The organism is Rossellomorea oryzaecorticis (genome assembly GCF_045897515.1).
Classification (GTDB): Bacteria; Bacillota; Bacilli; order Bacillales; family Bacillaceae_B; genus Rossellomorea; species Rossellomorea enclensis.
Window position 1 is genome coordinate 26,149 of the sequence record NZ_JBJOSA010000008.1, and the last position, 19,254, is coordinate 45,402.

The following is a 19,254-nucleotide window of genomic DNA, read 5'->3' on the forward strand; positions in this document are numbered from 1 at the left end:
AGGCAAGAGTACTTTTTAGGAGGGGATCGTATGGGCCGCACAAAGCAGGGAAACCGCAATGCACAGGCAAATACCAATGCTAAAAGAGGAAATCGCACGAGCTCCGAAATGGTGGAGTTCACAACAGGACGGGCCAAAGCCGAAAAGAACCGTCCACAAGACTAATCAACGCCAGGCACCCCTTGAATCCGATTCGAGGGGGCTTTTTTATGCAGAAGAAAAGGATTTCCCGCTTCTCTCCCGAAATATAGACTATGAATGAAACATTCGGGAGGGAATCAAAGATGAATGAAGATGTACTGTTCAAGCAATTGGACTTTATCCGTCTGCGGACTTTGGCTTTTTTGGATGCAACGACAGAAGAAAAAGCCGATGTGATGCCGGAAGGGTTCAGGAACTCAATCCGCTGGAACCTCGGCCACATCCTTTTGTCACATGAAAATCTGCTTTTTTCTTTTTTGGGGGACCAGGACAAAAAAGCGATACCGGAACATTATGACAAGCTATTCGGCTTTCATACAAGCCCCGATACGTGGAAGGAAGAAAACCTCAATCCTCCTTCGCTTTCCGAGCTTCGCGGCCTTCTTGAGGAACAGCCGGAGCGTTTGAAAGAAGTATTCAGCGGCCGCCTGGATGAAGAGGCGGAAAAGCCGTTCAACCTCGGATCCGTCACATTGAACACATTGGCGGACGTATTTGCATTCGTCAATTGGCATGAAGGGCTCCACCAGGGGAATATCACGACCCTCAAACGGGTGCAGGGAGTCGAGGATCTGTTTGCAAAGGCAGAAGAAAAAGCGACTTGATACGGACGTGTACTGGCTCATAACCTGTACACGTTTTTATTTGAATAAAATCAAAAAGTCGCCATACCCTTCCGCTTCAAGCCGGTCCTTCGGTATGAACCTGAGTGCTGCAGAGTTGATGCAGTACCTCAGCCCCTTTAGTCCCGGACCGTCCGTGAAGACATGGCCGAGATGGGAGTCCCCTTCGCGGCTTCTCACTTCCACGCGGGTCGATTTATGGGAAAGGTCATATCGTTCTTTTACGCTTGCGTCCATCACGGGCTTCGTGAAGCTCGGCCAGCCGCACCCGCTGTCATATTGGTCCTTCGATGTGAAAAGCGGCTCACCGCTCACGATATCGACATATAAACCCTCTTCTTTATTATCCCAGTATTCATTCTCATATGGAGGCTCGGTCCCGTTCTCCTGTGTTACATGGTACTGCATATCGCTCAGCGATACGCGCAGATGCGAACGGTCCTCCGGCCAATTTTCCTTCTTGAACTCTTCCCTGCCGGACCCTCTTTTGTATAAAGCATATCGGAAGGCATTTTTCTTATAAAAATCCTGGTGATACTCTTCCGCTTCGTAGAAACGAACTGCCGGAAGGATTTCCGTCACGATCTGGGAATTGAACTTTCCGCTTTCTTCAAGCTCAGCCTTCGATTGTATCGCCTGCTCTTTTTGCGATTTATTGTGGTAGTATATCGCCGCCCGATACGAAGAACCCCGGTCCTTGAACTGGCCGCCGTCATCTGTCGGATCGATCTGCTGCCAGAATAGCTCCAGCAGCTTTTCATAAGGGTATAAATCGGGATCGAACGTGATCTGTACTGCTTCTCTATGTCCCGTATCGCCCGATATCACCTCTTTATAGGTGGGGTTCTCCGTCTCCCCTCCTGTATATCCGGACCGGATGCTTAGAATGCCTTCCTGTTCATCGAAAGGCTCGACCATGCACCAGAAACAGCCGCCTGCGAAAGTTGCGATCTCTTCAGCCATGTTTATTCCTCCTTCGTTTCACGTGGAACACGTTCAACCTTCAATTCTGTCCCTGAAATTCCTGACCATGTCTCCTATATCATCGGGGTCGTCCCAGTGAAGATTATGCCCGCCTGTTTTACGATGTATCTCTATATCGCTTATTTTTTCTCTCAATATCCGGGTCCCCCTTTTTCTCGCATCCTCTTGCTCTACAGGTTCTGAAGCGTGTATTAACATAACAGGAGATTGAATCCCTTCATATGCCCTGTAGAAAGGTTCTTTAAAGAACGCCTCAATAATTGGGAGTACCACGGATGCTCCTGCGATCAGCCGGTAAGGAGATTCCTTTGTAAAAGAGGCGAGTGCCATATACTCGAGTTGAGGATTCCACCTTGATGTGTAGGTTTTATAGATGTTTACAATTTCGGAGTGGTCATCAAAAGAAAATCCGCTGATAAACCCTCTCCATCCCTCGTACGCTTTCTTATAGGTCATGTCCTCTTGATAATGAGGAAATGTAAATCCGCCGTCCAACAAGATCAATCCTTTTACATATTGGGGAAAATGAGAGGCATAATGCAGTGCAGTATCCCCTCCCCATGAATGCCCAAGTAAATAAAAAGGCTTTCCAATCAACCGATCAAAAATGGTTTTATAATATCCGGTCAGTGTCGAGAATAAATAATCATGCGGTAAAGGGTGTGTCTGCCCATGGCCTGGCTGATCAAACATAAATAAATGAAAATCTGATTCCAACCGCTCTGAAAGCTCTATAAAACTCTCGCTGCTTCCTGTTAACCCGTGTAGACAGACAAGTACCGGTTTACGAGGGTCTCCTGCCGTCTGATAAGAAACTCGTTGATCCCCCACTGAAAGGAACATTTTATCCATATTCCCTCACCCTTCAAAATAAAGATGATAATGATTCCGGCACCCCGGATTGAAGTCCGATTGACAATGCGGACAAACCGACTGGGAGTTCATATACTGCAGGATCGTCAATTCGTTCCTGCATACGCCGCACAAAACTGCCTTCGTATCCCATTCCTCCCTGGACCACCGCACCGGTTCATGACCGGCTTTCTCCTCATGACAGAGATGGCAAGGGTAATATGTATTGCAGCATTTGAACTTTATCGCGATGATATCCCGTTCACTATGATAATGAAGGCAGCGCGTCTTCGAATCAACGCCGACTCCCTTCACTTCAACATATTGAGGCACCATTTCAGAGCAGCTCCTTTTTTAAAGACGTTTTCTACCATTTCGCCATTCGTGTCATTTTTCCCTTTCACAAAAAAGCGGATACCAGCCCGACCGGCCGATATCCCTTCACTCATTGGGCATGCTCCAGAAGCCCGCGCAGATCATTGTATTCATAGTCCGGCTTGACGCCGAGCTCGTCCATTACTTTTCCCTGGCGGTTGATCCAGGCAGTATGAAAACCAAAGCTTGACGCCCCGGCAATATCCCATGTGTTCGAAGACATGAACAAGACTTCTTCCCTCCTGACACCGAGCCTGTCAAGAACGTGCTGATAAGCCATCGGCGTAGGCTTGAACTGTTTCACGTCATCGACTGAAAGCACCTCGTCCAACAGCGGGCCGAATGGTGATTGGTCAACGAGCGGTGACAGCATATCGAATGATCCGTTAGAGAAGATGGCCGTTTTATAAGACTCGAGCTTCTTCAGTACCTCTTCGGTTTCATCGTAATGCTGAAGCTCCAGGTAGGCATCAAGCAGCTGATTTTCCGTTTCCCCCGTCAACTCCGCACCCGCTTCTTTACAAGCATACAGGAGTGCATCCCTCGTAATCTCAAGAAAGGTAGAATACCTTCCCATCAACTGGCGCAGGAAACTGTATTCAAGCTGCTTCTGCCTCCAGATGCCGCTGATATTCTCACCTTTCCCCGGAAACAATTCGTTGCATTTTTCTATGACTGAATGGACATCAAAAAGGGTACCGTACGCATCAAATACAAATGCTTTTATCTTTGGATTCTTCACTGCCGTTCCCTCCTAAAATCAATTTCTTACCCCCATGATATAGCAGACTTCCCTTCACGCAAACTGATAAACCTTATAAATTATTTCCTGTGCCCTGTGTAAATAGGATTTTAATACTACCGTTACGGGTATAGTAAGAAAAAAAACAGAAGAACAGGGGAATTCAATTGAAAAAGAAGCAAAAGTGGTATCAGAAAAAACAATGGTGGATCGGCGGGGCAGTCATTCTTATTCTGGCCGGGATCATGCTCTACAACCGGATAAAACCCCTTCCACCTGGCATATCTTATGAAGGCAGTGAATACTCGCTTCCCCAGAAGGACGTGGAATTTTTATACGACCTTACATATGACAAGAACGGCAAGGAAGTGTACGACCAGAACATTTTTAATGAAGTCTATAGAACGATTGAGGAAGCAGATGATTTTCTTGTACTGGACCTGTTTCTTGTGAACGGGTACACAGACGGCAAACGGCCTTATCCTAAACTAAGCGAAACGTTATCGAAAAAGATTAAGGAACAGATGAAAAAGAAGCCTGATTTGAAAGTCGTCTTCATCACGGATCACGTCAACACGACCTATCGATCCCATAAGGCGGAGCAAATCGATCCCCTCGAAAAGCTGGGGGCGGAGGTCATTTATACAAACCTGAACAGGCTCCGTGACCCCAACCTTATTTATTCAGGGGTATGGCGGGCAGCCCTTGGTTGGTTCGGCCAGGAAGGGAACGGATGGCTGCCAAATCCGATGGCCCCCTCAGCCCCGAAAGTAACGGCCAGATCTTATTTAAAACTGTTGAACGTAAAAGCGAACCACCGGAAAGTGGTCATATCTGAGGATGCCGGAATGATTTTGTCGGCTAACCCGCATGACGCAAGCGGATTCCACTCAAATATCGCCTTCAAGGTTAAGGGAGAAATCCTGAAGGACATGGTAAAGGCCGAAAGAGCGGTTGCAGCATATTCCGGCGGGGATGAAAGCAAGTTCCCCACAAATGAAGAGCTTGATAAGCTGATCACCCCTTCAGGGAAAGGGGAAGGGGCACCCGTTAAGGCAAAGATCATCACCGAAAGTAAAGTTCAGGACCATGTCGTCAAAGCGATGGATGATGCAAAGGAAGGGGACGAAATCTGGATCGGGATGTTCTATCTGGCCGACCGGGATATCATCGATGCCATTGAAGATGCAGCAGAACGCAAGGTGGATGTCCGTATCGTACTCGATCCGAACCAAAACGCATTCGGCCAGGAAAAAATCGGACTCCCCAACCTGCCGATCGCATCTGAGCTGCATAATTTGAACGAAAAGCACATCAAAATCCGATGGTATGACACGAACAAAGAACAATATCATTCCAAATTCATCTACGTCAAAGGGAAGAAGCAATCAATCGTCATTGGCGGATCAACCAACTATACGTCAAGAAACCTTGATGACTACAATCTCGAGGAAGACATCAAGCTCGTCTCTTCAACCGACAGTCCGCTAATCAAGTCCGTCGATGATTATTTCCATAGGATTTGGAACAATGAAGACGGCACCTATACGGTGGATTATAAAAAATATCAGGACAAGCTTCCTGTATTTAAATACATCATGTACGTCCTGCAAAAAATCTTCCAAGTCACCACATATTAAGGTTTGAAATCCTGATAATCGGGAAAATAAGTACTAACAATACATCATACTAAAAACTAACATTGGAGGTAATAATTATGGGTTTCATTTTATATTTAATCGTTGGAGGAATCATCGGCTGGTTAGCCGGATTGATCTTAGGTAAAAACGTACCGGGCGGAGTCATCGGTAACATCATCGCAGGTATCATCGGGGCATGGATCGGCGGAGAATTACTCGGAAGCTTCGGTCCGTCTCTAGCAGGGATCGCCATTATCCCGGCATTGATTGGAGCAATCATCTTCGTATTCCTTCTAAGCCTGCTGCTAAGAGGAATGAGAAGAACATCACATTAATCTATACGTTAGAAAACTCCTCTGAGATTCGTCTCGGGGAGTTTTTTTGTGGGGTTTTCTTTGCTTGTTCTTGGGAGGGTGGCTTATGGAGGCTTGTGGCTTGGTTATGCGATTGGCTGATGTTGTTTGTGTACCGCCTCTACGATGCACAAATTAGAATCATTCTTAAAGACTGTTTTCTAAAAGATTGTTGCTTTTCGTAAATAGGCTTATAACCTGATTGCAGCTTGTGGACGTGCTCTTTTCGAACTCAATCCTCAACAAGAGACGGACGGACAACTCGAAAATACCCAAGTTCCGGTATTTTCTTGGTTGTGAAGCAACAAAGTATACGAAAAGAGCCTTCTTAAAAGATCATATATTTGGAAAATGGAACGTATTTTTTGTCGAATGGATCATAAAACTCAGATTTGGATCATAAATCTCTGAAATGGATCATAAATCCTCAGAATGGATCATATTATACTTCTTAACCCTCTAAAATACCCCATACCGCATGCATTTCAACCTCCTCTCCACTCAAAACCACCTTCCAACAGCCCTAAACCCACAAAAAAACAGCCCGCAGGCTGCTTTTTTCCATTAATACGTCATCTAATACGTCATCGATTTACGAGATCTTCTTTTATTCCGGTATTTCTTATAGATCGGGTAGACGATAGGTCCCCATTTGATCAATTTTCTGAATAATCCTTTCATAAAAGGCAACCTCCTTTGTTATGTATTATTTACCCGCTTCCGTACGTAAAAAAACCCTTAACCTCGATTAGGAATAATCTTCTACTTCCGTAAAACAGTGTACCTTAACGTGATTCCTGCTTAAAAGCCGCTTTTGATTTCCTTGCAAGACTTCGCTTTCCGCGCGATGGCATGGAGCCTCCTCAGCTTTTCCTGTGAGTCCTCCACAGCTGCCCTATTCCCGCTGGAGTCTTCTTCTCACCCTCCAATCACCGCTTTAACTACCTTTAAATAAACAAACTGATGTATTCACATCTAAAAAACAAACAATTTTGAAACAATCCCCACACACCCCCAGTTATATCTATAAAAGAATCCACAAGGGGGAAAAACAATGAAAAATAGAATAAGCGCAATCCTGATCACAGGCTGCCTGTTCCTGTCCTTGACTGCCTGCTCCACGACCGAAACTGGCACCGGCACCACCTCTAGCCAGGAAGCGAACACACCTGAAATCACTCAGGAGGAGTTGTCAAAGATCACAAAAGGCAAGGAGCTCGAAGAAGTGATCAAAATCATTGGCGGGGAAGGGAAGCAGCAGGGCGAGTCGGGAAAACCTGGGACGAAGGCACACCAGGTAAGTTATGTATGGGACGGGGCGACCCCCAATTCATTCGTCTCTATCAGCTTCCGGAACAATAAGGTCAGTACAATCAACGCTATGAATATGAAATAACAGGAATGTTCCTGACAGAACCCCGACGCATGCCGCCACAACGCAATAAACAAACGCCCGGAGGTCAGCCCCCGGGCGTTCTAAATCAACAACCATATGATCATTTACTGCTCTTCGACTCGGATATCTTCCCCAGGAAGAATCCATTGACTTCACTCAGCTTGCCTCTCCAAAGGATTTTCCCTTTCGAAGGAGTGGGCTTGTTGTCCCCGCAGTAGACTTTTGTGTTTTTCATATGAATGAAGTTAGCTTCACTCAGGGCGCCGTCTTCCACCTGCTCGCCTGCCTTGGCAAGCTCTTCACTCAGTTTCTGCGCAACATCGCTGCCGTCTTCAAAGTTTTCGCTCAGTGCGTCGAAGTAATCTTTAGCAGAAATGAGTGTTCCAGTAATGACAGCCCCATTAACATTCAGGGTGATGTCCAATGTAAAATCATGCTTATTGGCTGCTTGTACAAAAAATTCAAGGATCGAATCTTTATCTGCACCAGATCCTAAGCTCATGTTTACTATTCCCTCCTGTCTGTCTGCCTATTATGAATTAAGAAGATGTGTCGTCGTCACTGGAAAGTGTCGTTTCTTCGTCTTCGTTGCCATCTTCTTTTTTAGATGATGATTTTTTTGATTTTGAAGATTTGCGTGTAGAGCGTTTTTTACTCTTAGATGAATTTGATGATTTGCCTTTTTTCTTATCATCTTTATTGTCTTCATCTTCATCTTCTTCATTCTCATCTTCAGAGTTTTCTTCATTTTTTTCATCATCTGAATCGTCATCTGAGTCATCATTTTCTTCATCGTTATCGTCAGAGTCTTCGTCTGCATTTTCATCTTTTTCATCATCGTCCGCTTTTTTCTTGGACGCTTTTTTCGAGGTCTTTTTTGATTTTGTTTCTTCTTCTTCGTCCTCATCTTCGTCTTCTTCGTCAGAATCCTCACCCTGTTCAGTGAGTTTTGTCAGCATATCCTCAAGTTTTTGCAGGCGGTCGTTAAGCTGTTCGTTTTCCTGTTTAAGAGATTCATAGTCTTTGTCGCTGCTGGACTCTTGGTCATCGGATTGATCTGATTGATCTGATTGATCTGAGCTTAATGTTGTTTCATTTTCGTCTTCCATCGTTTCATTCTTTTCATTCTGTTCATCATTTTCATCCGTGTTCTTATCACGCTTGAACAGGCTTGCTGTAGAAGATCTCAATGAAGTGACCGCACTTCTTGATTTTTCTTTCGCAGCTTTACCGAAATCAAGGGATTTACTTTTCAGTTTTTCCTGGTCGATTGAACCAAGCAGCTTTTTCCCGTTTTCTGGAGTGGCCAGGTATCCGACTGTGGCACCAAGGACACTTCCCGCGACCGTACGCTTGATCGGTCCGCTCATTCTTTTCTTTTTCTCATTTGTCGATTTGTTATCTTGATTTTCTACTGTGGTATCTTCAACTTTAGTGTTTTTTTCTGCCATGGTTCAAAAACCTCCGATTATTTTAGTTTGATTGATTAGTAGTATTTAAACGATTGGTATCCATCTTTTTCTCGAGTGATTCGAGACGTTCCTGGAGCTTTTTGTTTTCTTCTTCGAGTGCCCTGGTATTGTTGTCAGCTGCTTTGGAGCTTAGGTAAGGATCGTTTTCCCACCAGTCCATGCCGATTTCCTTTGCTTTATCCACGGAAGCGACGATTAAACGGATTTTGATGGTTAACAGTTCGACATCGGCGATCCCAACCGTTATGTCTCCTGCGATGACAACCCCTTTATCCAGGACTTTCTCTAAAACATCCACAATTGTATTCGACTGCATTGAATGTTCCATAGCCATGTTGTTGTCCTCCTTTGAACCGGTGGGAATGCCTTACATCAAGCTCCCCAGAGGTCCGAGATCTATATTAAGGTCTTCTGCATCAAGACCAAAGATTTTTTTCAGCTCTTCCATCTTTTCCTCAAGATTCATCAAGGCAACGCCGAGATCCTCGACCTGCTGATCTGTCAGCGTACCGCCTTCGACACGCCTCATCGCATGCCTTTCGACGATCTGCCTTACCAGTTCGATGACTGTGAGGACAAGCTGTGCCAAACCGTCCTCGGGATTATTTGAATCGAAGTTGATCCTGCTACGCCCATTTGTCTGGCTGACCTGTTGCATGAATCAATTCCTCCTTCTCTCTATCAAGTTTTTCAGAGTTTATTTCTTTGCGTGTTCCATTTTTATGCTGTACCAGTGTTTCCACCGAGGAAATTAATACTCTTAGATCCAAATAGACAAGGTCGACACCTGCAATCGAAATCACGAGGTCTCCTTTGATGGCTACACCTTTGTCGAGAATCACGTCTAATATGTCTATAAGTGCTATATCTTTGTTCTCAATTGATTCTCTTACAGTCATAGCTCACCATCCCTTTCTATTCTCTCTTATACATCTTTAATTTCCCGCGGCGGCAGTTCCTGAAACAGGCAATTTTATGAAAAACTTGAGAAATGGTAAGGAGGCCAAGGACCAGAGGCTTCAAAGCTCCATCCTGATTTCCCGAGTTCTTCCTTGTATCGGTTCACTTCGTCGATGAACTGATCGACTTTGTCCTCGGCAATGAGGAATACACTGTTCCAGGCCATGTTTTCCTTACGCCCGGTGACATCCTTGCCCCAGTTTTTCTTCACACTGCCTTCGATTGCCTTTTCCTTCAGCTTTTCATGGACTTCTTCACAAATCCGGTTTTTCTCATTTTCAAGCTCTTGATCGATTAGCTGGTCGATCTTTTTCTTTTCAAAAAACTGCCTTCCTTTCGGCAATTCACTGATTTCTTTTCGTTTTTCTTCTATCGCTGGATTGCTGCTGCTCACTTCTTCCCTGAGCTCTTTATCATTGCAGAAAATCTTGAGGTTCCATTCTTCATTGCCCTTCAATTTGGAGAAGGTGCTCAAAAGCTTATTGCGGTTTCCTTCGACGGTGTCCCTCAAGCTGTCCTCGCTTTTGTAGAGCGTACAGAATTTCAACGGGACGATCGTGTACATCTTCGACACCATCAAGACGGTTTCATGATGATGGAAGGCTTTCTCCTGCAGCCACTCCATATCATTCTCGATCTTATCTTTTAAGTCTTCTTCCGAGTGGGTTTCGGAATCGATCGAGCATACGATGGCCGTCACATCCCCAACGTCGATTGTATATAGCTCGCCTTCCCCGTCAAACCCTTTGATTGATGGAAGGGGCTCCTCTTTTGCTTCATTCGCCGGGATCAAGCCATATAGATACAGTAAATCGCTCATCCTTTCACCTTCATTCCTTCTTCTTCGTCATTTCTTCCCATTGTTCCATTTCGCGCTGCTTTGCGATTTCATATCGCGCCAGCAGTTCGTCTTCTTTTTCCTGAAAGGCTTCTTCAGGGATTTCACCAAGTTCATACATCATTTGCAGCTGAATCAGCTTTTGCTGGATAGTAGGCAGGTCGTACAGCTCTTTGTCGGCTTCTTCCTTGATCTTTTCCCCGACTTTGATGACCATATTGATCGGCGCACTGACCAACTTATGAATCATCCCGCTTCTTCCACCTTCAACCGGATGTTTACGAAGTTATACGCCGGCCATGGTCCGCTGTATTGAAAGTCGACCTTATCCTTCCACTTTTCATGTGCTTCATTCACCTTTTGATCGAATAGTTCTTCCTTGTCACGGTCGATCAGGAAGGCGGCATTGAGAAGCATGGTTTCGCTTGAAGGGTCATTTGCCTTCGCTGCTTCAGCTGTTTCTTCAAGGGGCTCAAAGATTTCCCTCTTCATTTCTTCCTGAAGGGAAGTGAAGAGTTTCTGTGCCATCCCGCCCAATTTGATGCGGTCGTAATAGGCGGCTGATTCTGATTTTCCCTTTACGGAAGAAGACATCTTCTCCATTTCAGGGTTCTCTTTCACCATTTTTTCAAGATATTCTTTCTTTCCAATCACCTTAAGGCCCAGTTCGATTTTGCCTTTGATGGCCGGGAAGAGCTTTTCAAATTGAGGGTAAAGGTTTTCAAGAAGTGCCTTTACATCCTCTTCGCTTTGAAAGACATTCCCGAACGAAATAGGGATGACCGTATCATTCTTGCTCATCACTTCCGATACGACTTTCTGATGCATCATCAGATTGTCTTTCTTCGGATGATAGATTTTCATCGGGACCTCAGCTGCCACCATGGCAGAATCTTTATAATTGATCGTAAAAACATCCCGCTTTACACCTTCTAATTCGACTGAATCTAATGATTCATCCTTATCCGTCTGAATCGCACAAAATACGTAAATTCCATTTTCCTCGCTCATAAGTCGACTCTCCTTTTCTTATCCGTTCTTGCTTTTGCATGCATCTATAATTAATTGTTCCGCTTTTTCTCTCGGGTTCTCGGCTTCAATGCCGCGAGTCATACTGTTACCGGCTATATCGATACATAGACGGATGAATTCTTCATCTTTACCATCTATGGGGATATCAAGTTCAATGGCGAGTCTTGCAATCATCAGTGAAGCACGCAAGCTCGGCCCGTGTTCATTTTCTTTTGTGCATTGCTCACGCAAGTTCGCAATAATCGAGGTAATGATTCTGGCTTCCTCTATCACCAGATCCGCTTTCTCCGATACAATCATGGCTTCACGCTCACTGTCCATGAAATCGACCGGGATGGTGATCATCCGGTCCAGAAGTGCGTCCTGTGTATCATAAACACCTGCATATTCTGCTGGATTGCTGGTGAAAACCACTGAAAATTCAGGGTGGACCTTTACGAAAGGCTCCGTCAGTTTCGTACCATAGAGAGGAATGACTCCCTCTTCCAATATGGATAAAAAGATATTATTCGTGGTTGGCTGGGATCTTGTAAATTCATCGTATACAAGCGTATATCCATTCTTTGCTGCTTCTAAAAGACGGCCGTCCCTCCACGTCTCCGTCACACTTTCATCTTTCTTGTAAACGGAGCGTACATATTGGTCGACGACCTTTTTACTTGTGTATCCTGTAAAATCACCGATCAAATCGCGGTTATTCAGTTCATGATTACCGTGGATGAGCATGACCGGCCGTTTTCGTTTTTTGGCTAAAGCGAGTGCAAGGGAGGTTTTCCCGGCTCCCGAAGGGCCTGTAAAATGTACAGGGTAACCGGCTGTCAGATAGTGAAGCGAACGAGTCATCAACTCCTTCGTGTCATCATCCTGGACGATGGCCCTGCTGTCTTTTTTGATTGTATTCCGTAAGACTGTCACGTTGATTCCCCCTTAACCGCCTGCCGTTACATTTCCTGGCCGATCGCACTTCTGTACCGGACATCCAGCCGTTTGAATGACACGACTTCTTTATCCTTATCCAGAAGGGCTTCATATGTGCCCAGCATTTCGTCTTTGGCGTATTTCTTCATGTATTCTTTTTCTTCAATGACTTCTACAATAACCCGCCAGCCTTCTTCTTCCCTTACTTCGACGGAAGTGATCTTATGGACCGGCGCCACGTTTTCATTGAAGAAATCAGAAACATTACCCATGATCTCCTTGATTTTCATAAAGGCCTCCTTCGTCTGAAACATAAAAAAGGGAGAGGTGATTCAAACCGAATCACCCTGGTGATCTAAATCGATCTCCTTTTTACTTTCCCCTAATGTTCAGGCATTAAATACTGAATTGTGAATTTCTCTCGTTTTGCTGTGTGGCAAGGCCGTTCTCTTCCACATCGTCACGAAGCAGTCCGACTGCTTCTGCATAACGCAACCAAGTATCGACACTTGCAATGACGACCCTCGCTTCAATTGTCAGGATCTCAATTCCGACCACTGATACGCGGGCGAAGGCATCGATGACGATCCCTTTATCCAGGATACGGTCAATAACCTCTGCTAAACTGGAACTGTCTGTTGTCTTTTGAATTGCCATGATTAAAAAATCTCCTTTCGATGCTGTTATCTTGAACTGATTGTTTTGATGTCTGTAGATGATTTAATGTTGGTGGAGCTTTTGATATCAGTCGAACTCTTGATTTCCATCGAGCTCTTGATATCGTTGACTCCCTTAATATCAGAGACACCTTTCAGTTTGGATTTGTCTTTTTTCGATGAAGACATTTTTTCCTGGAATTCTTCACCGGCTTCTTTGGCTTTTCCTAATTTCTCCCGCACGTCCAAGAGAACTTCCTGTACTTTCTCCTTGGCTTCCTCGGCTTTGGAATGCACCTTATCTGCATTATTGTCTTTCGCTTTTTCAAGTTTCTCCGAGGCTTCTTCCGCTTTGTCCTGGATGCCGCCCTGCACTTTGTCCTGGACGCCTTCCACAAATTTTTCCTTGGCTTTTTCCTTTACTTTGTCTTTTACCTTTTCCTTGACTGGTTCAGGGGTGTGTTCGACGATTGTTTCAGCCACTTTACCGGCTGCTTTTTTTGCTGCTGACTTACTCATGTCATGCCCCCTTTGGAAACGCCCGTTTCGTTACTTTTTGGATTCTACAAGGCTGCTGAGCATTTCTTCAATGCGTTCCAATCGCTCATTCAGGTTCTTGTTTTCCTCTTTGATCTCTTCGATTTCATCATTCTGCGCAGAAGAAGACGTATCTTCCTGCTCCTCTTGAGCTGACGCTTCTTCTTTCTTCTTCGTGAAAGGCAGCATGCCGTTTTCGTATTTGCCCATATAGCCTGCCGCCGTCTGTCTCAGGGTGATGAGGGCCTGTTCTGTAATAAATTCCTGTGCGGTCCTGCGCAGTTCATTTCCTGCCATACGTACCACTTCGGATTTCCCGAGGCTGCCTGCAAGCTTTTTCCCTGTACCGGGATGGCTGAGCAGCCCGACACCTGCGCCGACAACCCCGCCGATGATGGCGTAGTTTACGTTCACGCCGCGGCCGCCTTCATTTGATTCTGTCTGGTTATTCTTTTCTTCTTGCTGGTTTGTATTTTCTTCTTGATTTGTATTGTTTTTTTCCTGTTTTTCCTTTTCTGCCATTGTTTCATCCTCTTTTCTAATTCTTTTTTATATGAAAATAATCAGCCCGTTCCGTTAGACATTAAATGCTGATTGTTTGTTTCGCTCATTATCCTGTTGCGGAAGTCCTTCTTCTTCGACCTCATCGCGGAGGAGGCCGACTGCTTCAGCATAGCGCAGCCATGTATCGACTGATGCTATGACGACTCTTGCTTCGACTGTAAGAATTTCAATACCTACCAGTGAAACCCTGGCAAATGCATCGATTACGATCCCTTTGTCCAGGATCCTGTCGATTACTTCTGCGAGGCTGGAACTGTCCGTAGTCTTTTGAATACTCATCCTTTCACTCCTCTCTTAATGGAAGTTGTCTGGTTCTTCTTTTTCACATCCAGACGATGTCAAAGGTCAAATTCACAACGGTTTGGTATTCGGTTTAGTCGATGTTTACCTCGATTCATGAACCTCGAAACCTTGCATGGATAATATTTGAATTTAACTGGTATTTTTTATATTTGTTTCGGAGGAGAGCGGCGTTCATGTAATAAACGGAGTTCAGGATTGACAAGGATTTTTTGAATTCGGGGTGTGGTAGGGAGTCAATTAAGACAAATTGATTACAGTTGGATGATTTTTGTTTCAGGGTGGATTTAATGAGTGGGGTTGTGTGAATCGGGTGAGGACTTTCTAACGATGCACGGTGATTTCCATGCAGGACTTCACTTTGGGGCGGGCACTCGGTGAGCCTCCTCTTCCTGCACTTCAATCAACTGCTGGAATAAACGAGCTTCATGCAAAAACAGCGCATTATTTTATATAATCTCTATAAATAAAGAAGACATTCTGGATTTTCCACCTTCTCATATGAGGTTTTAGTGGAACAACTTCAGGAAAAGCTATTCATTATTAAAGGATAAAATTGATATAAGAAGTTCATTTCGGATTTATTATCGAAAGGTTCGATAAGCCAATTTATTTTATCGAAACGACCTTCTTATTATCTATAAAGCGCTATTATTATCGGTAAAACGTTATTATTATCGTTACATCCAGTTTCCATCAAACCTCCTCCGTTAATCAATGGTGATCAACCCTTCAAAACAAAAATCCGGCGAACCACCGCCGGATCTGCAAATCACCATTTCCTTATACCTGCTGCCGATCAAGGATTTCCTTTAAAACAATCGCATGGTTATACTCTTCATCCTTCGCTCCGTAAATCAAGCTGACATCCTTCTTTTCTTCCTTCACGATCCTCTTCAGCTCTTCCAGGGCTTCTTGTTTGTCCTCATCATTATGAAGTTCGTCCTTGTATTTCTCTTTAAACTCATCAAACTTATCCGGGTCGTGGTCAAACCATTTTCGCAAATCGGGAGAAGGGGCCGCCTGTTTCATCCAGTGGTCGACCGCGAGTTCCTCTTTTGATTTTCCCCGCGGCCACAGTCTGTCAACGAGTATGCGGACTCCGTCACCGTCGGATTTTTCTTTGTATGCACGTTTGATTTTAACCGGCATTTCCATCACTCCTTTTCAGTATTTATACCCATTGGCCCCGGTTCATAACAATTTCTGCATTTAAACTGCATACTCCCTGGGTATACAAATGACATAGACTAGAAATTCTAATAAAGAGGTGGAAAAATGTCTGATTCGAATTATAAAAAAGACAGCATCACCCTGACCGGGGCAGTCGGTCTCGGCACCGGGGTGATGATCAGTGCAGGGATCTTCGCCCTGCTCGGGCAGGTGGCAGAGCTTTCCGGCGCCTGGTTCCCGATAATATTTATTGCCGGGGGAATTGTGACCGGCTTCAGTGCTTATTCCTATGTAAAAATGAGTAATCAATATCCCTCTGCCGGCGGGATCGGGATGTATTTGGTCAAGGCGTACGGAAAGGGGACGCTGACCGCATCCGCCGCGCTGCTGATGGCCTTTTCGATGGTCATCAACCAGAGTCTCGTGGCAAGGACATTCGGCACCTACACCCTTCAGCTGGTGGATGGAAAGCAGTCCGATTACCTCATTCCCTTATTGGGGGTCGGCTTATTGACGTTTGCCTTTCTGGTGAATATATCAGGAAACAGCTTCATCCAGACCTTCACGGGCATCGCTTCCCTTATTAAAATTGCAGGACTGGCCGTTTTCGCGATTGCCGGTTTATGGGTGGCCGGATTTGCTTTTGAACCTGCCGAAGGGGGAGCGAATCCGCCAGACCCTTCAATGGCAAGTTATATCGCTGCAGTGGCACTGACCATCCTCTCATTTAAAGGGTTCACCACAATCACCAACAGTGGTTCTGAAATCAAGAAGCCCAAGAAGAATGTAGGAAGAGCGATTACGATTTCCATCTTAATCAGTCTGGTCGTTTACCTGCTGCTCGCATGGGCTGTTTCGAGCAATCTTTCCTTAACCGAAATCATCAAAGCGAAGGATTATTCCCTTGCTGAAGCAGCCAGGCCGGCATTCGGCGATATGGGGCTGTGGTTTACGGTCGTTATCGCAATTATCGCGACGATCACCGGTATCATCGCCAGTGTATTCGCGGTTTCCCGCATGCTTGCCATGCTGACGGATATGAAATTGATTCCCCATAAACATTTCGGCATGCCTGGATCAATCCAAAAGCACACGCTGGTCTACACAATTGTAGCTGCGATGCTTCTGACGATCTTCTTTGATTTAAGCAGGATTGCATCCATGGGGGCGATCCTTTATCTAGTCATGGATATGATGGTCCACTGGGGCGTGTTCAAGCATCTCAGAAACAAAGTAAAGGCCAATCCAGCCGTTGTCCTGACCGCCCTCGTGCTCGATGCCATCGTCCTGGCAGCCTTCATATGGGTAAAAGTTCAATCAGATTTGCTCGTTGTCGGTGTCTCCATCGTCTTTATGATCCTGATTTTTGTGGGAGAATACTTTTTCCTGAAGGATCGTGACCCCGAAGTAGATTCCGATATGGACCACGACCATTAAAAAAAGGCCCGTCCTTCACCACTTCAGAGCAGTGAGGGACGGGCCTTCCATGTTGATTTATCTATTTGTTCATCTGCGAAAGAAAGTCGCCGAGCAGGTCTTCCATGCTTTCTTCCTTCGGCTCTTCATCCTCTTCCGGCTGTCGTGATTTCATGGCACTTTCCCAATCAAAGCCGTCGAGGTCTTCATCAGTGGAATGAGATCTCTCTTCCACTTCCGGCTCCTGTCCATCCTCCCCGATGACCGAATCAAGCGACCATTCACGGGAAGAATCCTGGCTTGCAGCCGTTTCCTCCTGTTGATGGAACAGCACGTCATCCACATCCATTGCATTGCTGTTGAGAGGGGTAAGCAGGGAAGCGGTCCTGACAGGATTCGTCAATAACTGATAGACGATGCTGCCGAGCAGTGCCTCCGAGTGTTCATGCTTCAGCCAGTCGCGCTGGGATTTGTCCAGTGCCCTCGGCAGCGGGATGGTAATCGCTTCCCGCTGCTTCGAGACAGACTCATTGATCCCGTTTACGACAAGTTCTGCAATCTTACTCGAGAAATTCCGCTTCTCTGTTTCCTTGAGCTTCTGCAAATGCTTCAAAATATGATCCGGCGTATCGGAGGGAAGGCGGAACGTGATCGGCTGCCCCCTTGACATCCCCTTTTCTTTCATAAAATCACCCTATTTGGTTTTCGCTAACTTTTTCTCGTCTTCTTTCTTTTGGTTCTGCTGTTGATTCTTTCTTGAGAAATCAGCGATTAGTTTGTAATACGCATTGGCCATCATCCAGATGCTTTCATTTTCGTCTTCAAAGAAGTCGATGTTATAGCCGTCCAGATTGTTATTGAGCGTCTTGATATATTCCTTAAGAACGCTGGATCCGCCGCCGATGAAGTAGCAGATTTCCGTCTGGGAATTCTTCTGCCACATATTGCGGAGGTGACGGTACTGTTTCTTCGCAAGCTCGACAAGGATGCGGTCGACAATCTCATGAACGCTTGTACGGCTTCCCTTGACCATGATGTGATTGCGGTCATTTTTCTTCGTGATGATTTCCACAACATCACGGCGGCTGTCGAGCTCGATGCCGTATTTCGAACGGATTTCTTCACGGATCAATTCAAGTGACTCAGACACACCAAGATTGAAGCCCTGTGCTTTGTCATCATCCACTTTACGGTTCTTGATCACAGCGATATCAGTGGAAAGGCCGCCGATATCCTGGATGAGGATGCGCTTATCGATCAGATCCTTATTGATGATATTGCCGTTATTGTCCATCACAAGATTGATGAATGCCGCGAATCCTTCAGGATACACCTTCACTTCATCAAACTTGATATTCACCTTGATGCCCTGGTGGCGCGGTGTCACAAGGAATTCAACCTGATGGACAGATCCAAGCAGCTTCGAACGGTAGCCGACGTCTTTTCCTTCTTTTACTTCACGAAGGGGAAGACCCGTACCAAGTGTGTAATTTGCTTCTATGACATTATTATTCTTTTTGAATAGTGAATCCTGCTCAGCAGCATCAAGTGCCAATGAAGCAAACAGCATAACCAATGTTTGATCTTCTTCCGATTTACTGCTCCCCGGATCCAATTCAGTTGAGTTGTTGCTCTTCGTTGCCAGATTACCGACACGGTAAATTGCGTTATTATCCTGCAGGGCAGGGGAGTGGACGCGGATATGTATGCCATCTAGAGGGTCTTGCTTGTCCAGTTCCTCGATCCCGATAATCGGACGATCTTCAATGTCCCTGGCAATTACATTGGGGATATTCAGTTCACTGTCTAATTTTCCAAAAATACCTTTAAGGGAATCATTACCTACATCAATTGCAGCAATTCGAGAGTTCGTCAAAAAAATCATCCTTTCATATAGAAGTAAAAATTTATGAAAAATTTAAACTCTTAATCAAAGATTAAATCACTTCCGGCCTCCGGTCAATCCTACTTTCAACTCTATCACACAACTGTAATGTTCGACCTATTTGTATACATTTATGTATCGTTGTACACAATACTGTACACATACTGATATATCAACATGTGTACGCATTTGTACACTTGTATACATCTTTGTCTACAATTGTGTACGAAAACGTATACAAGTATACATATTTGTAAACAACCATTATTTGGCTAAAATATAGGACAATGAGATTCTATTAAACTACCATTTTTCATGTTGTAAAATTTGGAATCTG

General features: G+C 45.0%; 27 protein-coding genes. 6 read left to right on the top strand and 21 right to left on the bottom strand.

Translation table 11 applies throughout. The features are described 5' to 3' along the window. Positions 1-30 precede the first annotated feature (30 nt). Positions 31-165, top strand: a complete 135-nt coding sequence (locus ACKA06_RS11275; RefSeq protein WP_268876512.1) for a hypothetical protein — start codon at positions 31-33, stop codon at positions 163-165. Between the two features lie 119 nt (positions 166-284). Continuing rightward, positions 285-806: a DinB family protein gene (locus tag ACKA06_RS11280; protein ID WP_411159677.1), complete on the top strand. Its 522-nt coding sequence runs from the start codon at positions 285-287 to the stop codon at positions 804-806. 36 nt (positions 807-842) lie between these two features. Here ACKA06_RS11280 and msrA read toward each other — a convergent pair whose 3' ends face one another. From msrA to ACKA06_RS11300, 4 genes are all read right to left on the bottom strand, one after another. Continuing rightward, positions 843-1,787, bottom strand: a complete 945-nt coding sequence (gene msrA / locus ACKA06_RS11285) for a peptide-methionine (S)-S-oxide reductase MsrA (RefSeq protein WP_411159678.1) — start codon at positions 1,785-1,787, stop codon at positions 843-845. Between the two features lie 33 nt (positions 1,788-1,820). Continuing rightward, positions 1,821-2,660 (bottom strand): alpha/beta fold hydrolase, encoded by an 840-nt coding sequence (locus tag ACKA06_RS11290; protein ID WP_411159679.1) that lies wholly within the window; start codon positions 2,658-2,660, stop codon positions 1,821-1,823. Positions 2,661-2,666: 6 nt separating this feature from the next. Beyond that, on the bottom strand, positions 2,667-2,996 hold the full coding sequence (locus ACKA06_RS11295; protein ID WP_411159680.1) for a CHY zinc finger protein: 330 nt from the start codon (positions 2,994-2,996) through the stop codon (positions 2,667-2,669). 109 nt (positions 2,997-3,105) lie between these two features. Beyond that, entirely contained in the window at positions 3,106-3,777 is a 672-nt protein-coding gene (locus ACKA06_RS11300) for a haloacid dehalogenase type II (protein WP_411159681.1), read from the bottom strand. A gap of 167 nt (positions 3,778-3,944) precedes the next feature. Between ACKA06_RS11300 and ACKA06_RS11305 the strand changes: the two genes are divergently transcribed. The 3 genes from ACKA06_RS11305 (at position 3,945) to ACKA06_RS11315 (ending at position 7,166) form a co-directional block, all read left to right on the top strand. Then, positions 3,945-5,417: a phospholipase D family protein gene (locus tag ACKA06_RS11305; RefSeq protein ID WP_411159682.1), complete on the top strand. Its 1,473-nt coding sequence runs from the start codon at positions 3,945-3,947 to the stop codon at positions 5,415-5,417. 77 nt (positions 5,418-5,494) lie between these two features. Further along, positions 5,495-5,752, top strand: a complete 258-nt coding sequence (locus ACKA06_RS11310; protein ID WP_032087027.1) for a GlsB/YeaQ/YmgE family stress response membrane protein — start codon at positions 5,495-5,497, stop codon at positions 5,750-5,752. Positions 5,753-6,824: 1,072 nt separating this feature from the next. Continuing rightward, positions 6,825-7,166, top strand: a complete 342-nt coding sequence (locus ACKA06_RS11315) for a hypothetical protein (protein WP_411159683.1) — start codon at positions 6,825-6,827, stop codon at positions 7,164-7,166. Positions 7,167-7,266: 100 nt separating this feature from the next. Here the strand turns inward: ACKA06_RS11315 and gvpU are convergent, their stop codons facing one another. The 15 genes from gvpU to ACKA06_RS11390 all read right to left on the bottom strand — a co-directional run bounded on the left by gvpU (position 7,267) and on the right by ACKA06_RS11390 (position 15,595). After that, positions 7,267-7,668 carry a gas vesicle accessory protein GvpU gene (gene gvpU, locus ACKA06_RS11320; RefSeq protein WP_032087028.1) on the bottom strand — a complete coding sequence of 134 codons (402 nt, stop codon included), beginning with the start codon at positions 7,666-7,668 and terminating at the stop codon, positions 7,267-7,269. Between the two features lie 37 nt (positions 7,669-7,705). Next, positions 7,706-8,617, bottom strand: coding sequence for a GvpT/GvpP family gas vesicle accessory protein (gene gvpT, locus ACKA06_RS11325; RefSeq protein ID WP_411159684.1), 912 nt, complete (start codon positions 8,615-8,617; stop codon positions 7,706-7,708). Positions 8,618-8,639: 22 nt separating this feature from the next. Then, positions 8,640-8,972: a gas vesicle protein gene (gene gvpJ / locus ACKA06_RS11330; protein WP_032087030.1), complete on the bottom strand. Its 333-nt coding sequence runs from the start codon at positions 8,970-8,972 to the stop codon at positions 8,640-8,642. Positions 8,973-9,005: 33 nt separating this feature from the next. Continuing rightward, positions 9,006-9,296, bottom strand: a complete 291-nt coding sequence (locus ACKA06_RS11335; protein ID WP_411159685.1) for a gas vesicle protein K — start codon at positions 9,294-9,296, stop codon at positions 9,006-9,008. Next, positions 9,265-9,537 carry a gas vesicle protein gene (locus tag ACKA06_RS11340; RefSeq protein WP_032087032.1) on the bottom strand — a complete coding sequence of 91 codons (273 nt, stop codon included), beginning with the start codon at positions 9,535-9,537 and terminating at the stop codon, positions 9,265-9,267. Before ACKA06_RS11340 ends, ACKA06_RS11335 begins: the two co-directional genes overlap by 32 nt. A gap of 74 nt (positions 9,538-9,611) precedes the next feature. Beyond that, a complete protein-coding gene (locus tag ACKA06_RS11345) occupies positions 9,612-10,418 on the bottom strand; it encodes a GvpL/GvpF family gas vesicle protein (RefSeq protein WP_064567979.1) in 807 nt (268 codons plus the stop codon). 10 nt (positions 10,419-10,428) lie between these two features. Then, positions 10,429-10,686 (bottom strand): gas vesicle protein GvpG, encoded by a 258-nt coding sequence (locus ACKA06_RS11350; protein WP_032087034.1) that lies wholly within the window; start codon positions 10,684-10,686, stop codon positions 10,429-10,431. Then, a complete protein-coding gene (locus tag ACKA06_RS11355) occupies positions 10,683-11,447 on the bottom strand; it encodes a GvpL/GvpF family gas vesicle protein (protein WP_411159686.1) in 765 nt (254 codons plus the stop codon). The genes ACKA06_RS11350 and ACKA06_RS11355 overlap by 4 nt, the downstream gene beginning before the upstream one ends. Before the next feature lie 18 nt (positions 11,448-11,465). Further along, entirely contained in the window at positions 11,466-12,383 is a 918-nt protein-coding gene (gene gvpN / locus ACKA06_RS11360) for a gas vesicle protein GvpN (protein ID WP_064567985.1), read from the bottom strand. A 26-nt stretch (positions 12,384-12,409) separates the two neighbouring features. Continuing rightward, a complete protein-coding gene (gvpO, locus tag ACKA06_RS11365) occupies positions 12,410-12,676 on the bottom strand; it encodes a gas vesicle protein GvpO (RefSeq protein WP_032087037.1) in 267 nt (88 codons plus the stop codon). Positions 12,677-12,782: 106 nt separating this feature from the next. Continuing rightward, the gene (gene gvpJ, locus ACKA06_RS11370; RefSeq protein ID WP_064567987.1) at positions 12,783-13,043 is read right to left on the bottom strand and encodes a gas vesicle protein GvpJ; all 261 of its coding nucleotides are present in this window, start codon (positions 13,041-13,043) and stop codon (positions 12,783-12,785) included. A gap of 26 nt (positions 13,044-13,069) precedes the next feature. Next, on the bottom strand, positions 13,070-13,561 hold the full coding sequence (gene gvpQ, locus ACKA06_RS11375; RefSeq protein WP_411159687.1) for a gas vesicle protein GvpQ: 492 nt from the start codon (positions 13,559-13,561) through the stop codon (positions 13,070-13,072). Positions 13,562-13,591: 30 nt separating this feature from the next. Next, positions 13,592-14,101 carry a GvpT/GvpP family gas vesicle accessory protein gene (gene gvpT, locus ACKA06_RS11380; RefSeq protein WP_411159688.1) on the bottom strand — a complete coding sequence of 170 codons (510 nt, stop codon included), beginning with the start codon at positions 14,099-14,101 and terminating at the stop codon, positions 13,592-13,594. Between the two features lie 54 nt (positions 14,102-14,155). Next, on the bottom strand, positions 14,156-14,422 hold the full coding sequence (gvpA, locus tag ACKA06_RS11385; protein WP_032087041.1) for a gas vesicle structural protein GvpA: 267 nt from the start codon (positions 14,420-14,422) through the stop codon (positions 14,156-14,158). A gap of 804 nt (positions 14,423-15,226) precedes the next feature. Further along, on the bottom strand, positions 15,227-15,595 hold the full coding sequence (locus ACKA06_RS11390; RefSeq protein WP_411159689.1) for a DUF488 domain-containing protein: 369 nt from the start codon (positions 15,593-15,595) through the stop codon (positions 15,227-15,229). A gap of 126 nt (positions 15,596-15,721) precedes the next feature. Between ACKA06_RS11390 and ACKA06_RS11395 the strand changes: the two genes are divergently transcribed. Then, positions 15,722-17,053: an APC family permease gene (locus tag ACKA06_RS11395; protein ID WP_411159690.1), complete on the top strand. Its 1,332-nt coding sequence runs from the start codon at positions 15,722-15,724 to the stop codon at positions 17,051-17,053. Positions 17,054-17,114: 61 nt separating this feature from the next. Here ACKA06_RS11395 and ACKA06_RS11400 read toward each other — a convergent pair whose 3' ends face one another. Together ACKA06_RS11400 and ACKA06_RS11405 are read right to left on the bottom strand one after the other, a co-directional pair. Then, entirely contained in the window at positions 17,115-17,717 is a 603-nt protein-coding gene (locus ACKA06_RS11400; protein ID WP_032087044.1) for a hypothetical protein, read from the bottom strand. Between the two features lie 9 nt (positions 17,718-17,726). Next, positions 17,727-18,908, bottom strand: coding sequence for a ParM/StbA family protein (locus ACKA06_RS11405; protein WP_032087045.1), 1,182 nt, complete (start codon positions 18,906-18,908; stop codon positions 17,727-17,729). Positions 18,909-19,254 lie beyond the last annotated feature (346 nt).

What these genes read in the sequence shown, in the direction of transcription:
- ACKA06_RS11275 (WP_268876512.1), top strand. Translation starts at nt 31, where the DNA reads ATGGGCCGCACAAAGCAGGGAAACCGCAATGCACAGGCAAATACCAAT.
- ACKA06_RS11280 (WP_411159677.1), top strand. Translation starts at nt 285, where the DNA reads ATGAATGAAGATGTACTGTTCAAGCAATTGGACTTTATCCGTCTGCGG.
- msrA (WP_411159678.1), bottom strand. Translation starts at nt 1,787, where the DNA reads ATGGCTGAAGAGATCGCAACTTTCGCAGGCGGCTGTTTCTGGTGCATG.
- ACKA06_RS11290 (WP_411159679.1), bottom strand. Translation starts at nt 2,660, where the DNA reads ATGGATAAAATGTTCCTTTCAGTGGGGGATCAACGAGTTTCTTATCAG.
- ACKA06_RS11295 (WP_411159680.1), bottom strand. Translation starts at nt 2,996, where the DNA reads ATGGTGCCTCAATATGTTGAAGTGAAGGGAGTCGGCGTTGATTCGAAG.
- ACKA06_RS11310 (WP_032087027.1), top strand. Translation starts at nt 5,495, where the DNA reads ATGGGTTTCATTTTATATTTAATCGTTGGAGGAATCATCGGCTGGTTA.
- ACKA06_RS11315 (WP_411159683.1), top strand. Translation starts at nt 6,825, where the DNA reads ATGAAAAATAGAATAAGCGCAATCCTGATCACAGGCTGCCTGTTCCTG.
- gvpU (WP_032087028.1), bottom strand. Translation starts at nt 7,668, where the DNA reads ATGAGCTTAGGATCTGGTGCAGATAAAGATTCGATCCTTGAATTTTTT.
- gvpT (WP_411159684.1), bottom strand. Translation starts at nt 8,617, where the DNA reads ATGGCAGAAAAAAACACTAAAGTTGAAGATACCACAGTAGAAAATCAA.
- gvpJ (WP_032087030.1), bottom strand. Translation starts at nt 8,972, where the DNA reads ATGGCTATGGAACATTCAATGCAGTCGAATACAATTGTGGATGTTTTA.
- ACKA06_RS11335 (WP_411159685.1), bottom strand. Translation starts at nt 9,296, where the DNA reads ATGCAACAGGTCAGCCAGACAAATGGGCGTAGCAGGATCAACTTCGAT.
- ACKA06_RS11340 (WP_032087032.1), bottom strand. Translation starts at nt 9,537, where the DNA reads ATGACTGTAAGAGAATCAATTGAGAACAAAGATATAGCACTTATAGAC.
- ACKA06_RS11345 (WP_064567979.1), bottom strand. Translation starts at nt 10,418, where the DNA reads ATGAGCGATTTACTGTATCTATATGGCTTGATCCCGGCGAATGAAGCA.
- ACKA06_RS11350 (WP_032087034.1), bottom strand. Translation starts at nt 10,686, where the DNA reads ATGATTCATAAGTTGGTCAGTGCGCCGATCAATATGGTCATCAAAGTC.
- ACKA06_RS11355 (WP_411159686.1), bottom strand. Translation starts at nt 11,447, where the DNA reads ATGAGCGAGGAAAATGGAATTTACGTATTTTGTGCGATTCAGACGGAT.
- gvpO (WP_032087037.1), bottom strand. Translation starts at nt 12,676, where the DNA reads ATGAAAATCAAGGAGATCATGGGTAATGTTTCTGATTTCTTCAATGAA.
- gvpJ (WP_064567987.1), bottom strand. Translation starts at nt 13,043, where the DNA reads ATGGCAATTCAAAAGACAACAGACAGTTCCAGTTTAGCAGAGGTTATT.
- gvpQ (WP_411159687.1), bottom strand. Translation starts at nt 13,561, where the DNA reads ATGAGTAAGTCAGCAGCAAAAAAAGCAGCCGGTAAAGTGGCTGAAACA.
- gvpT (WP_411159688.1), bottom strand. Translation starts at nt 14,101, where the DNA reads ATGGCAGAAAAGGAAAAACAGGAAAAAAACAATACAAATCAAGAAGAA.
- gvpA (WP_032087041.1), bottom strand. Translation starts at nt 14,422, where the DNA reads ATGAGTATTCAAAAGACTACGGACAGTTCCAGCCTCGCAGAAGTAATC.
- ACKA06_RS11390 (WP_411159689.1), bottom strand. Translation starts at nt 15,595, where the DNA reads ATGCCGGTTAAAATCAAACGTGCATACAAAGAAAAATCCGACGGTGAC.
- ACKA06_RS11395 (WP_411159690.1), top strand. Translation starts at nt 15,722, where the DNA reads ATGTCTGATTCGAATTATAAAAAAGACAGCATCACCCTGACCGGGGCA.
- ACKA06_RS11400 (WP_032087044.1), bottom strand. Translation starts at nt 17,717, where the DNA reads ATGAAAGAAAAGGGGATGTCAAGGGGGCAGCCGATCACGTTCCGCCTT.